The sequence below is a fragment of the Streptomyces sp. M2CJ-2 genome, assembly GCF_016757295.1.
GTDB lineage: Bacteria > Actinomycetota > Actinomycetes > Streptomycetales > Streptomycetaceae > Streptomyces.
In genome coordinates, this window is record NZ_JAESIF010000017.1 from 24086 (window position 1) to 38689 (window position 14604).

General features: G+C 72.0%; 14 protein-coding genes, 1 tRNA gene and 1 pseudogene. 10 read left to right on the plus strand and 6 right to left on the minus strand.

The features are described from left to right. Window positions 1-41: 41 nt before the first annotated feature. Together rlmB and JL475_RS15730 are read left to right on the plus strand one after the other, a co-directional pair. Window positions 42-983 (plus strand): 23S rRNA (guanosine(2251)-2'-O)-methyltransferase RlmB, encoded by a 942-nt coding sequence (gene rlmB / locus JL475_RS15725; protein WP_202278330.1) that lies wholly within the window; start codon window positions 42-44, stop codon window positions 981-983. A 118-nt stretch (window positions 984-1101) separates the two neighbouring features. Next, window positions 1102-2880 (plus strand): DoxX family membrane protein, encoded by a 1779-nt coding sequence (locus JL475_RS15730; RefSeq protein ID WP_202278331.1) that lies wholly within the window; start codon window positions 1102-1104, stop codon window positions 2878-2880. A 91-nt stretch (window positions 2881-2971) separates the two neighbouring features. Here the strand turns inward: JL475_RS15730 and JL475_RS15735 are convergent, their stop codons facing one another. From JL475_RS15735 to JL475_RS15750, 4 genes are all read right to left on the minus strand, one after another. Beyond that, a complete protein-coding gene (locus tag JL475_RS15735; protein ID WP_202278332.1) occupies window positions 2972-3703 on the minus strand; it encodes a nucleotidyltransferase family protein in 732 nt (243 codons plus the stop codon). A 98-nt stretch (window positions 3704-3801) separates the two neighbouring features. Continuing rightward, window positions 3802-4257 carry a hypothetical protein gene (locus JL475_RS15740; protein ID WP_202278333.1) on the minus strand — a complete coding sequence of 152 codons (456 nt, stop codon included), beginning with the start codon at window positions 4255-4257 and terminating at the stop codon, window positions 3802-3804. A gap of 235 nt (window positions 4258-4492) precedes the next feature. Then, complete coding sequence (locus tag JL475_RS15745) at window positions 4493-5581, minus strand: ABC transporter ATP-binding protein (RefSeq protein ID WP_109379281.1); 1089 nt, start codon at window positions 5579-5581, stop codon at window positions 4493-4495. A 198-nt stretch (window positions 5582-5779) separates the two neighbouring features. Further along, window positions 5780-6805 carry a YafY family protein gene (locus JL475_RS15750; protein ID WP_202278334.1) on the minus strand — a complete coding sequence of 342 codons (1026 nt, stop codon included), beginning with the start codon at window positions 6803-6805 and terminating at the stop codon, window positions 5780-5782. A 124-nt stretch (window positions 6806-6929) separates the two neighbouring features. Here JL475_RS15750 and JL475_RS15755 point away from each other — a divergent pair, with 124 nt between their 5' ends. The 5 genes and pseudogenes from JL475_RS15755 to JL475_RS41485 all read left to right on the plus strand — a co-directional run. Further along, the gene (locus JL475_RS15755; RefSeq protein ID WP_202278335.1) at window positions 6930-7340 is read left to right on the plus strand and encodes a DUF3224 domain-containing protein; all 411 of its coding nucleotides are present in this window, start codon (window positions 6930-6932) and stop codon (window positions 7338-7340) included. Window positions 7341-7433: 93 nt separating this feature from the next. Then, a tRNA-Thr gene (locus JL475_RS15760) sits at window positions 7434-7507 on the plus strand. A 440-nt stretch (window positions 7508-7947) separates the two neighbouring features. Next, window positions 7948-8439 carry a DUF2975 domain-containing protein gene (locus tag JL475_RS15765; protein WP_202278336.1) on the plus strand — a complete coding sequence of 164 codons (492 nt, stop codon included), beginning with the start codon at window positions 7948-7950 and terminating at the stop codon, window positions 8437-8439. Continuing rightward, window positions 8439-8660 (plus strand): helix-turn-helix transcriptional regulator, encoded by a 222-nt coding sequence (locus tag JL475_RS15770; protein ID WP_133024831.1) that lies wholly within the window; start codon window positions 8439-8441, stop codon window positions 8658-8660. The genes JL475_RS15765 and JL475_RS15770 overlap by 1 nt, the downstream gene beginning before the upstream one ends. 111 nt (window positions 8661-8771) lie before the next feature. Beyond that, window positions 8772-8861: pseudogene (locus JL475_RS41485) on the plus strand (transposase family protein); the annotation flags it as partial. Between the two features lie 25 nt (window positions 8862-8886). On the opposite strand, the gene JL475_RS15780 reads toward JL475_RS41485, so the two are convergent. After that, window positions 8887-9069, minus strand: a complete 183-nt coding sequence (locus JL475_RS15780; protein ID WP_237407241.1) for a hypothetical protein — start codon at window positions 9067-9069, stop codon at window positions 8887-8889. Window positions 9070-9292: 223 nt separating this feature from the next. After that, on the minus strand, window positions 9293-10480 hold the full coding sequence (locus JL475_RS15785) for an FUSC family protein (protein WP_307825063.1): 1188 nt from the start codon (window positions 10478-10480) through the stop codon (window positions 9293-9295). Between the two features lie 176 nt (window positions 10481-10656). Here JL475_RS15785 and JL475_RS15790 point away from each other — a divergent pair, with 176 nt between their 5' ends. From JL475_RS15790 to JL475_RS15800, 3 genes are read left to right on the plus strand one after another with little or no spacing between them, the layout of a single operon-like run. After that, complete coding sequence (locus JL475_RS15790) at window positions 10657-11493, plus strand: SMP-30/gluconolactonase/LRE family protein (RefSeq protein ID WP_307825064.1); 837 nt, start codon at window positions 10657-10659, stop codon at window positions 11491-11493. Then, complete coding sequence (locus JL475_RS15795) at window positions 11490-12962, plus strand: glucose-6-phosphate dehydrogenase (RefSeq protein ID WP_202278338.1); 1473 nt, start codon at window positions 11490-11492, stop codon at window positions 12960-12962. The genes JL475_RS15790 and JL475_RS15795 overlap by 4 nt, the downstream gene beginning before the upstream one ends. Continuing rightward, window positions 12959-14452, plus strand: a complete 1494-nt coding sequence (locus JL475_RS15800; protein ID WP_237407243.1) for a sugar porter family MFS transporter — start codon at window positions 12959-12961, stop codon at window positions 14450-14452. The genes JL475_RS15795 and JL475_RS15800 overlap by 4 nt, the downstream gene beginning before the upstream one ends. Window positions 14453-14604: the final 152 nt, after the last annotated feature.

The window sequence follows — 14604 nt, forward strand, 5'->3', positions numbered from 1 at the left end:
ACGCAGGCACGCACGGACGACTTCACGGAGACGGGTACATCATGGCCGCGAACAACCGCCGCATGTCCGGCAAGAAGGGCGCGCAGGTCGGCAGCGGCGGCCAGCGGCGCCGGGGCCTGGAGGGCAAGGGCCCCACGCCCCCCGCCGAGATGCGCAAGGGGCACGCCAAGCAGCGCGCCGCCCAGGCGAAGGCACGCCGCGCCGCCGGACGCGCCCCGCAGCGGCGCGGCGGCGGCCGCTCGACCTCCGAACTCGTCGTCGGACGCAACCCGGTCGTCGAGGCGCTGCGCGAGGGCGTGCCCGCCTCCACGCTGTACGTCCAGCAGTTCATCGACAACGACGAGCGGGTGCGCGAGGCGCTCCAGCTCGCGGCGGAGCGCGGCGGGATCAACCTCATGGAGGCCCCCCGCCCCGAACTCGACCGGATGACCAACGGGCTGAACCACCAGGGTCTGGTCCTCCAGGTCCCGCCGTACGAGTACGCGCACCCGGAGGACCTCGTCGCGGGCGCCCACGACGAGGGCCAGGACCCGCTGATCGTCGCCCTCGACGGAGTCACCGACCCGCGCAACCTCGGCGCCGTCGTCCGCTCCGTCTCCGCCTTCGGCGGCCACGGCGTCGTCGTCCCCGAGCGGCGGGCCGCCGGGATGACCGCCGGCGCCTGGAAGACGTCCGCCGGTACGGCCGCCCGTACGCCCGTCGCCCGCGCCACCAACCTGACGCGCGCCCTGGAGGCGTACAAGAAGGCGGGGATCACGGTCGTCGGGCTGGCCGCCGACGGGGAGTCCGAGATCGGCGAACTGGACGCGCTGGCGGGTCCGGTCGTGATCGTCGTCGGCAGCGAGGGCAAGGGACTGTCCCGACTGGTCGGCGAGACCTGCGACTTCCGGGTGCGGATCCCGATGCCGGGCGGTGCCGAATCGCTCAACGCCGGTGTGGCGGCGGGAGTCGTGCTGTACGAGGCGGCACGCCGCCGCGCCTGAACGGGCGTTCGACGCCATCACCCACATGGGGTGTTCCGGGTGGTCCGGACGAGCTTGACGGGGTCCGGACACATCCGGCGCGTCAAGGCAGTGTCCTATGACCACGTCACTCGGTTAGATGAGTGTGGACACCAGAACACCCCGCACACCCACGGGGGACCGCTCGTCGGGACTCGACGACGCTCCCGCGCTGAGCATGGTGAAGGTGCCGAGCGATCCGGCGCAGATCATCGTCAATCGCGCCAGCTTCCGCGTGCAGTTGGGCGCCTCGACGCGACGCGCCCGATCCCCGCGGATCGCACGGCACTTCAGCGTCGCCCAGGGCGCGCCCCGCATCCCCGTCGTCACCACCATGGGTGCCCCGGGCGGGGTCGCGCCCCGGCGACGTCCCGTCGTCTGGAGCGGTCGCTCCGCCCCCGACGACACCGGCGCGCACCGGCTTCTCCAGGCCGTGCGCCACGAAGGCGTCCGGCACGCCGACGAGCCGCTCACCGACGCCGGAGCGACCCGGGTCGTCCCCCGCGTCGGAGAGGGTTACGGCTACGCCGACGACCCGGCCGACACCCAGCCCATCGAAGTGCCCGTCATCGGCACCCAGCGCACCCACGGCGACGCACCGCCCCTGCTGCCCCCCATGCGCCCCGTCGGCAGCGTCTACGACGAACCGGCCTACGGCGGCTACGGGGACTACGGCTACGACGAGCACGGCTACGACGAGCACGGCTACGACGAGCACGGCTACGGCGACCGGCCCGATGCCGACCAGCCCTACGACGAACAGGGCCGCGGCACCGGCGGGTTCGAGGGCACCGGTGGCCACCGGGCCGCCGACCGGAAGTCCGGCGGCCGCCGGGCCAGACGCCAAGGCGACGACCCGGCCCGGCACGCCTACTATCCCGGCCGCCGGATGAACCTCGGCGTCGTCCTGCTCCCGCTGCGCGTCTTCCTCGGCTTCATCTCCGTCTACGCCGGCATGGGCAAACTCTGCGACCCCGTCTACTTCGACGGCGGCGAACGCGGCTCCATGGTGACGTGGCTGAACACCCTGCACCCCTGGGAAGTCGCCCGGCCGCTCCAGCAGTTCGCCCTCGAGCACCCCGTCGGCGCCGGACTCGTCATCGCCTTCCTCCAGGTCGTCGTCGGCGTCCTCACCGTCCTCGGCTGCTGGCAGCGCGTCGCCGCCGTCGTCGGCGCCGTGCTCTCCGCCGCACTGCTGGTCACCGTCAGCTGGAAGAGCGCCCCCGCCTACGACGCGCCCGACATCATCTACCTCGCGGCCTGGTCCCCGCTGGTCATCGCCGGCGCCCCCGTCTACTCCGTCGACGGCCGCCTCGCCGCCCGCGCCTGGCGCCGTCTCGGCCCCCGGTCCGACCTGTGGGACCTGCGCCGCTACGTACTGCGCCGCGGCACCCTGATCACCGCCGTCGTCTGCGGGCTCACCCTGCTCGTCGGCTCGCTGCTCGGCGGTGCCGTGCGCGACTCCGACCGCGTGGTCGTCCCCGGGCCCGGCGAGGCCCCGCGCAACGAACTGCCCGGCTCCCCGCTCCCGAAGAAGCCCGACAAGAGCAGGCAGGGGGCCCCGTCCGCCTCCACCTCGCCCAGCCAGAGCGCCTCCTCCGGAACGACCGGCCCGTCCGCCGGCACCACCAGCCCCGGCGCGACCCGGGACACCGGCGGCGCAGTCACCGGCGCGCCCAGCCAGACCCAGGGCACCACCGGTGAGGCCCCGCCCCAGCAGTCCTCCCCGGTCGACCAGGCCCCGAGCACCAGCTCGGGCCCCACCTCCGGCGGCACCACCACGGGCGGCGGCGACGGCGGTGTCCCGAGCGACGGCGGCGGGGACGAGGCCCCGTCCCCCGAGGAGCCAGGCCGGCTCGTGGGCGGCCTCCTGGGGTAGCCCGTCCGCGCACCGACGACGACGGGGTCCCGCACGGTGACGTGCGGGACCCCGTCGTCGTGTCCGGGTGCGGTCGTGTCGAGGTGGCGGGTCAGCGGCTCTGGGAGGCCAGTTCCTTCGCCGCCTCGGTCAGGTCCTTCGCGGTGTCGATCGCCCGCCAGTAGGAGCCCTGGGGGATGGGGAACCCGGCCAGCCGGCGCTCACGGGCCAGCCGCGGGAACGTCGTACGCTCGTGGTCGCCACGCTCCGGCAGCAGGTCGGCGAACCCGGGGGAGAAGACGTACACACCCGCGTTGATCTCGACCGTCGACGGCGGGGCCTCGATGAAGTCGGTGATGTGGCCGAACCCGTCGGTCTGCACGGCACCCCACGGAAGGCGCGGGCGGGCCAGGGCGAGGGTGGCGACGGCGTCCCGCTCGGTGTGGAAGTCGGCCATGTCGCGCAGCGAGAAACGGGTCCAGATGTCGCCGTTCGTGGCGTACCAGGGCCGGTCCGGGTGCGGGAGGCGGGCGGCGGCGTACTTCAGACCGCCGCCGCGGCCGAGCGGCTCCGTCTCGACGACGGTGGTGACGGAGAGGGGCAGGTCGGCGCTCTCCAGCCACTTCTGCAGCACCTCGGCGAGATGGCCGCAGGAGACCACCACGTCCGTGACGCCCTCCTCGGCGAGCCAGGAGAGCTGATGGCCGATGATCGGCGTCCCCGTACCGGGAATCTCGACCATCGGCTTGGGCCGGTCGTCGGTGTACGGACGAAGCCGGGAACCCTGGCCGCCGGCCAGGACGACGGCTTGCACGGGCCGCGAGGCGGCGCTCGGATCGGTCATGAGCGCACTGTACGTGGCAGCCGAGGGACCGGACGGGCCGGGCGGGCCCGGCGGCGGACCCGCCTGCGGGGCCCGTGGTGCCGGGCCCTGGGACGGACTCAGCCGTGGGCGGTGAGCACCCCCGACGCGAAGGAGGTGTCGCAGACCGGACGGGCGAAGGACTGGGCCTTGGTGGGGCCGTACATCCGGACCGCCGCCTTGCCCAGCGCACGTGCGATCGACGTGCAGTGCCGCGCCAGCGACGGGCGGTCGTTCACCGCCTGCTGGAGGTGGGTGAGGGCGACGCCCGGGTTCTCCCTCTGCAACTCGACCAGGAGCGTGTCCCGCAGCGCCTCGTGCGGGGCACGCGCGGCGGCACGCGAGGACGCGCCGGACACGGCCGTGTCGGCGGCGGCGAGCACCGGGCTCGAAGGGCTCCCGGACCAGTTGACCCGGGCGACCGCGAGGGTCCCGGAGAACACCAGGACGACGGGCAGGACGAAGGCGAGGGTGCGGCCGACCCGGCGGGCAGGGCCCCGGCCGCTTCGCGTCTGAGGCGTAGTGGAATGCTTCACGCGTGTGAGGGTAGCGTCCAGTGATGGCATGGAGACATTCAGTCACTGGTTCGGGTGACATGAGTGGGACGTTTCCTGGGTAGCGCGTTGACGCACGCTGCTCGAAACGCGTCGAATGTCCGGGTGTTCGTCGACAGCGCGATCGCACTGAAGAGGGCCCCGCAGCGGTCTGAGGGGCCCTCTTCATCAAGTCGGGTGAATCACCCGGGGTGGTGCGACGGTTCGGTCACGGCTCTCAGTCGGACAGGCGCGCGCCGGACGACGTCGAGAACACGTGGGTCTCACCGGACTGCGGCACGACGTGCAGCGTGCTGCCCTTCTCCGGCACGTTGCGGCCGCCGACGCGGACGACGAGGTCCTTGGCCTCGCCGCCGACCTGGGCGGTGCCGTACACGTACGCGTCGGAGCCCAGCTCCTCGACCACGTTGACGGTGACGGCGAGACCCTGGTCGGACTCGGCACCGGCCACGTCGAAGTGCTCGGGGCGGACGCCGACGGTGACGGTCTTGTCGGTGGCGGCGGCCAGCGCGTCGCGGTCCACGGGGACCACCGAGTTGCCGAACTTCACACCGCCGTCCGTGATGGGCACCTCGACGAGGTTCATCGCGGGGGAGCCGATGAAGCCGGCCACGAAGAGGTTGGCGGGCTTGTCGTACATGGTGCGCGGGGTGTCGACCTGCTGGAGCAGACCGTCCTTGAGGACCGCCACCCGGTCGCCCATGGTGAGGGCCTCGACCTGGTCGTGGGTCACGTACACCGTGGTGATGCCGAGGCGGCGCTGCAGGCTCGCGATCTGCGTACGGGTGGAGACACGGAGCTTGGCGTCCAGGTTGGACAGCGGCTCGTCCATGAGGAACACCTGAGGCTCACGCACGATGGCGCGGCCCATGGCGACACGCTGACGCTGACCACCGGAGAGCGCCTTCGGCTTGCGGTCCAGGTACTCCGTCAGGTCGAGGATCTTCGCGGCCTCCTCGACCTTCTGCCGGATCTCCGCCTTGTTGACGCCGGCGATCTTGAGCGCGAAGCCCATGTTGTCGGCGACCGTCATGTGCGGGTACAGGGCGTAGTTCTGGAACACCATGGCGATGTCCCGGTCCTTCGGCGGCAGGTGCGTGACGTCGCGCTCACCGATGCGGATCGCGCCGGCGTTCACGTCCTCGAGCCCGGCGAGCATGCGGAGCGAGGTGGACTTGCCACAGCCGGACGGGCCGACGAGTACGAGGAACTCCCCGTCCTCGATGTCGATCTCGAGCGCGTCCACGGCGGGCTTGGTCGAACCGGGGTAGATCCGGGTCGCCTTGTCGAACGTGACAGTGGCCATGGTGAATGGGCCCCCTTCTACCGGCAGGAACGTGCCGGACGATCCGAGTAGGAAGGCGGTGCCACGACGGGATGTTCCGTTGTGGTTCCGAGTGGTGCAGTCCACGGAAGCGAACTGGCACAGGACGGTACCGGCGTTCACCTGATCTGTCAGCACCCGAAGCCTCGTAAACTTCGCGGAAACTTCCGCCGGCCGGTGTCACCGCTCGGCCGCGTAACGTTCGGCGAGGACCGCCACGGCCCCCGCGACCGCCTGCCGCAGCCCCGGCGGACCGAGCACCTCCGCCTCGGTGCCGAGCCGGAGCAGATCGCCGACGGCGACCGCCTCCGACTCGACGGACAGCTCCACCTCGACCCATCCCGTGCCGTCCGGCGGCCCCGCGTCCCGCAGCGCCCGTGCGCCCGCCGCCCCGAACTGCATCGGCAACAGCTTCTGCCCGCGGGGCGAGAGCCGAAGCCGCGCGGTGCCCTGCCGCAGCGCCCCCTCCAGCCGCCGGGAGGACTCCGCCCAGTACGCGGTGAGAGCGAACCCGGCGGGACGGGTGAACACCTCGCCCGTCTCCTCCACCGCCTGGAAACGCGACACCCGGTAGGTGCGCACGAAGTTCTCGGGGTTCTCAGAATTCCCGGAGTTCTCGGCGTTCTCGGCGTTCTCGGACAGTGCCACGAGGTACCAGATGCCGCCCTTCAACACGAGCCCCAAGGGGCGGACCTCCCGGTGCACCTCGCCCCGCCAGCGCCGGTAACGGGTGCTCAGCACCCGCTGCTCCCACACTGCCCCGGCGATCCGTTCCAGGTGCGGCACCGGGTCCGCGTCGCGGAACCAGGCGGGGGCGTCCAGGTGGAACCGCTCACGCACCCGCCGCGCCTGATCCGCGAGTTCGCCCGGCAGAGCGGCCTCCACCTTCAGCTGGGCACTCGCCAGCACGGCGCCCAGACCGAGGTCCCCGGCCGGTCCCGGCAGCCCGGCCAGGAACAGCGAACCGGCCTCCGCGTCCGTCAGCCCGGTCAGCCGGGTGCGGTATCCCTCCATCAGGCGGTAGCCGCCCTCCGGCCCGCGTTCGCCCCGGACCGGCACCCCGGACGCGCCGAGCGCCTCGATGTCCCGGTACACGGTGCGCACCGACACCTCCAGCTCCGCCGCGAGTTCGGGGGCGGTCATCAGACCGCGGTTCTGCAGCAGCAGGAGCAGGGAGAGAAGCCGGTCGGCACGCACGGGAGGCATTCTCCCGCGCCTCGGCCGTACCTGACAGGAGATGTCAGGTACGGCTCCCAGGATGGTCGTGCCGGGCCGCCGCGGGACGGTCCTGGCCGGCGGCACGACCGAACACGACAGAAGGAGCACCTCCATGCCCACCACCCGGACCACCGGCCACTTCACCTTCGCCGACTGGAAGGAGACCCCCGTGGGCCCGGAGGACACCCACCCCCGGCTCGCGCACGCCACCGTCACCAACGCCTTCACGGGTGGCATCGAGGCCGAGTCCACGACCTGCGACTACTCCGTCTCCTACCTGACCGGCACGACCGGCTCCTTCGCGGGAATGGAACTCCTCCGCGGCCGCGTCGACGGGCGCGAGGGCACCTTCGTCGTCGAGGAGCGCGGGCGCTTCGACCCCGACGGGACCGTCCGCTGCTCCTTCGAGGTCGTCGAGGGCTCGGGCACCGGCGAACTGGCCGGGCTGCGCGGCACCGGCGAGTTCACCCACCGGCACGGGGAGACGAAGGTGCCGTACACCTTCGCGTACGGCCTGGAGTGAGCGGGCCGGGCCCGCCGCCCCCAAGTGCGTGGCTCGGTGAAAGCCGCTCTGTGTACAGTGGACCCGCCCTCGCGCGTTCCGCGCGTGTGCGGCGCCTCCTTAGCTCAGATGGCCAGAGCAACGCACTTGTAATGCGTAGGTCGTCGGTTCGAATCCGACAGGGGGCTCTGGAAAAGGCCAGGTCACATAGCCCGTGACCTGGCCTTTTGTGGTGCTCGGGGTATGACGCGTCACGAGGATGCTCCCGGACGGGCGCATCGTTGATGTTTCGGGCCATGACCGGGGCGTCTTCGCGGCCTGAAGCCCGAATGCGCCTGCCCGTCTTCGAAGCGTTCCAGGGCTGCAGCCGGACCCGCTCCCTCACGGCCCTCCTGGCGTCGGTCAACCCGCCGCCCAGGACTTCGGCGTGGTCGTATGGCGTCCGGTTCGTGGCTGAGCGAGGTCGACTTCGGCAAGATCGAAAATCTTCGCATCGCGCCATGCCGCGGGAGGGGGCGGCGGCGTCCCGCCATGGTGCGAAACCGTCCCCCGCTCTCCGTCCCCCAGACCTTGCTTCATCTATCGAAATTCGATAGTTTTCCATCGTAATTCGATGGAAGGTTGGGTCATGGGAAAGCTGACCGTGCGTGCGCTGCGCGCCGTGCTCGGGGTGGTGCTCGCCGGCACCGTGTTCGTGCAGGCAGGGATGGTGTGGACATTGGTCAGCGGGAGCGACCCGGAGGACGGGTCGCTCCCGCTGACCGCGCTGCGCGTGATCACGATCCTGGGCATGATGTCGGTCCAGGTCGCCCTGGTCTGCGTATGGCGGCTGGTGACGATGGTGCGACGCGGAACCGTGTTCTCCCACGCCGCCTTCCGGTACGTGGACGGCGTGATCGGCGCGATCGTGGCGGCCGCCCTCGTGTGGTTCGCGGTCACGGTCATCAATGCGCCGGGCCAGCGGGACGACCCGGGCGTCACCGTCATCATGGGCGGGGTCGGCGTGGCCGTCCTGGGGGTCGCGCTCATCGTGCTCGTGCTGCGGATGCTGCTCGCCCAGGCCGTCGCGCGCGACGGCGAAGCGGCGCAGATGCAGGCCGAGTTGGACGAGGTGATCTGATGCCGATCGCCGTCGACATCGACGTGATGCTGGCCCGGCGGAAGATGTCCGTGGGCGAGCTCGCGGACCGTGTAGGGATCACGCCCGCCAACCTGGCGGTACTCAAGAACGGTCGCGCCAAGGCGGTGCGCTTCGCGACGCTCGCCGCGCTCTGCGAGGTGCTCGAGTGCCAGCCGGGCGATCTGCTGCGCTGGGAGGCCGAGGACACCGCGGGCGAATGAACCGTGCCTGCCGACGCATCATCGCCGATCCCGCCTGTCCTTGACCAACTCCGCGAGCATCCCGGGGCCGTACCCGGGGACATCCCGGGCCTGCTGGAGTGGCTGGCCGAGGTGCCCGACCCTCGCGATCCGCGCGGCGCACGGCACGCGCTGGTCTTCGTGCTCGCGCTGACCGCGTGCGCGGTTCTGGCCGGAGCGGCCTCCCCGCCGGCGGTGGGTGAGTGGATCACAGAAGACCCGCCTCGAAGGCGTCGTCGGCGAGCATCGCCCAGGCCAGGAAGAACATGGGGTACTTCGCCACCACCTCGGCCGACGGCAGGGAGTCCTCGGCGAGCAGGCGGTACGCCTCCTCGTTCTCCGGCAGATGCGTCGGACCCGGGCCGTCCAGCCGGTTCTTGTCCGTGGTCACGACGTCAGTCGGTTTTTTGTGGTGAGCCGTCCCTTCGGGGCCGTGCGGTGAAGATGCGGGCGGTCGGGGCGCGGGCGATCATCGGAGTGGTGGTGGTCCCGCGCCTCTGCCGGCCGTCCCGTGCCGCCTGCGGGCGCCCCTCTGGCTGGCCACGATCCCGGACGGAGTTGCCATGCCCAGGAACAGTGGGGCACAGCCTGCCCGCACGGCCCGACGACCGCCCTCACGACCGCCCTTTCGAGGTCCCGCTTCGGGAGGACGACCGGCGGGCCCCGCCCCAGAGCCGTCTCGACCGGCCGACGAGCCGGCCGGCCCAGCGGTGCAGTCGGCCGGGTGGCATCTCGGCGGGGGGCACGCGCCGGTCCAGCGCGCCCGTGCGGATCGCCTCGAGCGCGTCGGCGAGGTCGACTCCCGCGAACGTGATGACGTCGGTCGCGACCGTGCGGAGGCTGTAGGCCAGGAAGGCGAGGTCCGCGTCGGCGGGCCCGGCCGCCTCCACGGTGATCCGCGTCGCGAGTTCCAGCGAGCGGTCCGCCGCGCGCTGGCGTGTGTCACGGTCGTCGAGCCCGTCGGCCAGCGAGGCGATGACGGCCGTCAGGTCGCGCACCGGCTCCTGAATCCGGCCACGGGTGTCGGAGTCGGCCGACGCGACGAGACGCGCGAGCATGAGGCAGCCGGCACCCAGCAGGTCGAGGTGCTCCGCGTTCTCTTTCTCGCGCACGACGACTTTCGCCCGCCAGGTCAGCACACGACGCGTGACACGCGTGTTGGTCCGCCCGACCCGGCGCAGCTCCAGCAGGTGGTCCAGCACCTCGCGGAGTTCCCCGACCGCCCGTCGGGCGAGCCTGTCGTCGTCCTGGTCGATGGCGTCGGCCAGGGTGGTCAGGCCGTCGGCGATCGCGTTGAGCGCGGCTGTCTCGGCGCGACGCAGCAGCGCCAGGGGCTCGGCAGGGAAGAGGAGCTGAGAGAACACGAGAGCGATGCCCGCGCCGGTCAGCGCGTCCACCAGGCGCTGGACACCGTTCGCCTGGTCGCCCAGCGCCACCACCAGGATGGAGCTCACCGCGGCCTGGACGACGACGACCTGTGCGCTCCGCAGGGCACGGGCGGTCGCGAGCGAGACGAAGACGGCGAGCGCCATCGTGCCCGGACCCTCTCCCAGGACGGCGAGCACGAGTTGGCCGACCAGCAGACCGAGGAGCACACCCTGGAGGAGCCGGATCGCGTGCAGGCCGCGTTCGCCGAGGTTCGCGGTCAGCGCGACCATCGCCGTGATGGGCGCGAAGTACGGGGCGGGGTGGTCGAACACGTAGCGGGCCACCAGCCACGCCGCCGTGGCGCTGGCGGTGGCCTGAAGGATCAGCCACACGTCCAGGGCGACCCGGCGGCCGCCGACCGAGAGCCTCGACACCGCCCGACGTGCCGGCGCGCGCGTTCCGCGGGCTGTTCTGCGGGACCGCGGCGCGCTCACCCGGCTCATCATGCCAGCCGGCCACCCCGCCCGCCGGGCGCCGACCGCCCCCGGCGAGCCACACCTGTGTCTGTGCCCGCGCCGGAAGGGAGGTGGCGACGGTGAAGGTGGAGCAGGTGACCGAATCGATCGCGTACCACGGTGAGGGACCGGTCTGGTCCGAGGCGTGGGGCGGCCTCCGGTGGCTGGACATGCTGGCGGGGGACGTGCTGTCGCTCGCCGCGGACGGGACCGTGACGCGGCGGCACATCGACACCGTGGTGGCCGCGGTCCGACCCAGACGACGAGGGGGCGCCGTCATGGGCGTCACCCGTGGGTTCGCCCTCGAGGACACGGACGGAAAGGTGACCCTCTTGGATTCCCTGTGGAGCGATGAGCGTGTCCGCATGAACGAGGGCGGGTGCGATCCCGACGGGCGGTTCTACTGCGGCTCGATGGCCTACGACGATCGGCCGGGAGCCGGTTCGCTGCACCGCCTGGATCCGGACGGCTCGACGACGACCGTCCTCGACGGCGTGACGATCTCCAACGGGCTGGAGTGGAGCCCCGACGGCGAGCGCGCCTACTACGCCGACACCGCGACGGACCGCGTCGACGTCTTCGACTACGACCGTGAGCGCGGGCTGAGCGGACGGCGCCCGTTCGCCGCCGCACCGGGCAGTCCGGGCGGCAGCCCGGACGGACTGACGGTCGACGCGGAGGGCGGCGTGTGGGTCGCCCTGTACGGCGGCGGCTCGGTGCGCCGGTACGCGCCGGACGGCACCCTCGACGAGGTCGTGACGCTCCCGGTCACCAAGGTCACGGCGTGCACCTTCGGGGGGCCGGAACTCGACCGGCTGTTCATCACGACCTCCCGCGAGCACCTCGAACCCGGCGCCGAGCCGGAGGCGGGCGCGTTGTTCGCCTGCACGCCCGGTGTCCGGGGTGTGCCCGTCCGGGAGTACACCGGATGAGCGGCGCCGACGCCCCCGCGGGCGGCTCGAAGAGTGAGCGGGCCGGGCAGGCCGGGAAGCAGACCGGGCCCGAGGCCACGTCCGAGGCCGGGTCCGGGCAGACGCAGACCCTGCTCATCCTCGGCGCACGCGGCGACCTGACGGCAAGGCTGCTCCTTCCGGGACTGGGCGGCCTGGTCGCCTCGTCCTCGCTGACCGACCTCTCCCTCGTCGGCAGCGACCGGGGCGAGCAGGGCGACGACGCGTGGCAGGCGGTCGTCGCGCAGGCGTTCGCGGCCGGTGAGGCGAGCGGGCCGGCCGTCGACACCGTCGTCCGCAACGCGCGCTATGTGGCCGCGGACGCCACCGACGAGGGCGACCTGCGCCGCCTGCTGGAGTGCCGCCGTGGGCGCCTCACGCTGTACTTCGCGCTGCCGGCGGCCGTGACGGTCGAGGCCTGCCGGGCGCTGGCCCGGATCGGCGTGCCGGACGGTACGCGCCTGGTGCTGGAGAAGCCCTTCGGCACCGACGCGGCCAGCGCGACCGCGCTGAACGAACTGCTGCACGGCTTCGTGCCGGAGGACCACGTGCACCGCGTCGACCACTTCCTCGGCATGTCGACGGTGCTCAACATCCTCGGCGTCCGGTTCGCCAACCGGGTGATCGAACCGCTGCTCTCCGCGGAGCACGTAGAGGCGGTCGACATCGTGTTCGACGAGACGCTCGGCCTCGAGGGCCGGGCCGGCTTCTACGACGTGACGGGCGCCCTGCGCGACATGATCCAGAGCCATCTGCTCCAGGTGCTGGCGATCGCGGCGATGCCGCCTCCGAGCACGCTGGAACAGCTCGAGGTGCGGGACTCCAAGGCACACATCCTCCGGGCGACCCGGGTCTGGGACGACCGTCCCGAGCGGTTCAGCCGCCGCGCCCGCTACACGGCCGGCACGATCGACGGCCGTTCACTCCCGTCGTACGTCGACGAGGAGGGCATCGACCCCGCCCGGGGGACGGAGACCCTGGCCGAGGTGGTGTTCGCCGTCGACACCTGGCGGTGGGCCGGTGTGCCGTTCCGCGTCCGCTCGGGCAAGGCGATCGGCTCACCCCGGCAGGAGGTCACGTTCTGGTTCAAGGCCCCCCAGCACGTCCCGGACGGACTCGTCGGCGAGGCCCGCGCCAACAGGCTGCACATCGGCCTCGGCCCGCGCCGCCTCCAGATGGACATCAACATCAACGGGCCGGGCGACCCGTCCACCATCTCCCCGGTCACGCTCGACACGCGTTTCGGGCCCGGCGAGCTGTTCGAGTACGGCGAGGTGCTGCGGGGCGTCCTGGAGGACGAGAAGCCCCTGTCGGTGCGCGACGACATGTCGGTCGAGTCGTGGCGCATCGTCCAGCCGGTGCTGGACGCGTGGCGCGACGGCCGGGTCCCGCTCGAGGAGTACCCGGCGGGGAGCGCCGGTCCGGCGACATGGGAGGACAGGACGCCATGAGCGAAGCGCTGAACACGCGCCCCGGAGAGGAGAGCCACTTCGTCCACCTCACCCCGCAGGGGGTGCACAGCGTCCGCCGCTGGGCGATGTCCATCACCCTCGGCAGCTTCCTGTTCGGCTTCGACACCGGGATCATCTCGGGCGCGCTGCTGTTCATCCGGGAGGACTTCGGTCTCAACTCCTTCGAGCAGAGCTCGGTGGTGAGCGTCCTGCTGCTCGGCGCGGTCGTCGGCGCGCTGACCAGCGGGAGGATCGCGGACCGCTACAGACGGCGTCCGCTCCTCGCCGGCCTCGGTGTCCTGTTCTTCCTCGGGATCGTCGCCGCCGCCCTCGCAGGCGGCTACGGGGTGCTGATGCTCGGCCGCGTCATCATGGGCCTCGCCGTCGGCGGTGTGTCGGCCACGGTGCCGACCTACCTCGGTGAGATGGCACCGGCTCAGGTCCGGGGCCGCGTGCTCAGCCTCAACCAGCTGCTCATCAGCACCGGTCTGCTCGCCTCCTACCTCGTCAACTGGGCCTTCTCCGGGTCCGAGAACTGGCGCGGGATGTTCTGGGTCGGTGGCGTCCCGTCCGCGCTCCTCGTCCTGGGGTGCCTGTGGCTGCCCGAATCCCCGGTGTGGTCGCTCGCCCACGGCAGGACGGACCAAGCGCGAAGGACGCTCGACAAGGTCACCGAACCGGGCGGTACGGACCTGGTCGTCTCCCGTTTCGGCCGCACCGACCGGGAGGGCGAGCAGCGCCGGAAGGAGCCCGGAAGCGACTCCGGGAAGCTGAGGGCGCTGTTGGCCCCGGCGGTCCGCCCCGCGCTCCTGGTCGGCGTGATCCTCGCCGCCCTGCAGCAGTTCTCCGGGATCAACACGATCCTCTACTACGCGCCGACGATCATGGGAAAGGCTGGTCTGTCCGCCTCGAACGCGATCTTCTACTCGGTCTTCATCGGCGTCATCAACGTCGCCGTCACCGTGGTCTCGCTCAACCTCGTCGACCGGCTCGGCCGCCGTCCCCTGCTGCTCTTCTCCCTGGCGGCGATGGCGGTCTCCATCGCGCTGCTGGGTGTGGCGTTCGCCGTGGGTCTGCCGCCGGTGCTCATGCTCGTCTTCATGCTGCTGTACATCGTGGGGTTCGGGGTCGGCCTGGGCCCGGTCTTCTGGGTGCTGCTCGGCGAACTCTTCCCCCCGGCCCAGCGCGCCGAGGGATCCAGCGCCGGTGCGACCGTGAACTGGTTCTCCAACTTCGTGGTGAGCCTGCTGTTCCTCCCCCTGATCTCGGCCATCGGGGAAGGGCCCACCTTCTGGATCTTCGCCGCGATCTGCGTCCTCGGTGTGGGGTTCGTCGCCCGGTTCGTCCCCCGAGACGCGCAGCCGTCACGCCGACGAGGTGGGTGCGGACCTGCACCGGCGGTGGCACGTGCGGGCGGCGTGAACGAACGCCGGGGCCGGGCTGTGCGCTTGAGGCTCTGCCGTTACGCAGGGCGCCCCCGCTCTGCGTGAGCTGACCGGTCTCGTCGTGATGGTGGTGGGCCGGCGCGGGGGCGATCGACAGGGCGGCGGCACGCCCTGAGCGGGTCGACCGAAGTCACGTGCTGATTCCCGGGGCTGCCGAGGGGCCGACGGGCCGGGGCGGCTGGGCCGAGGGCTCGTGA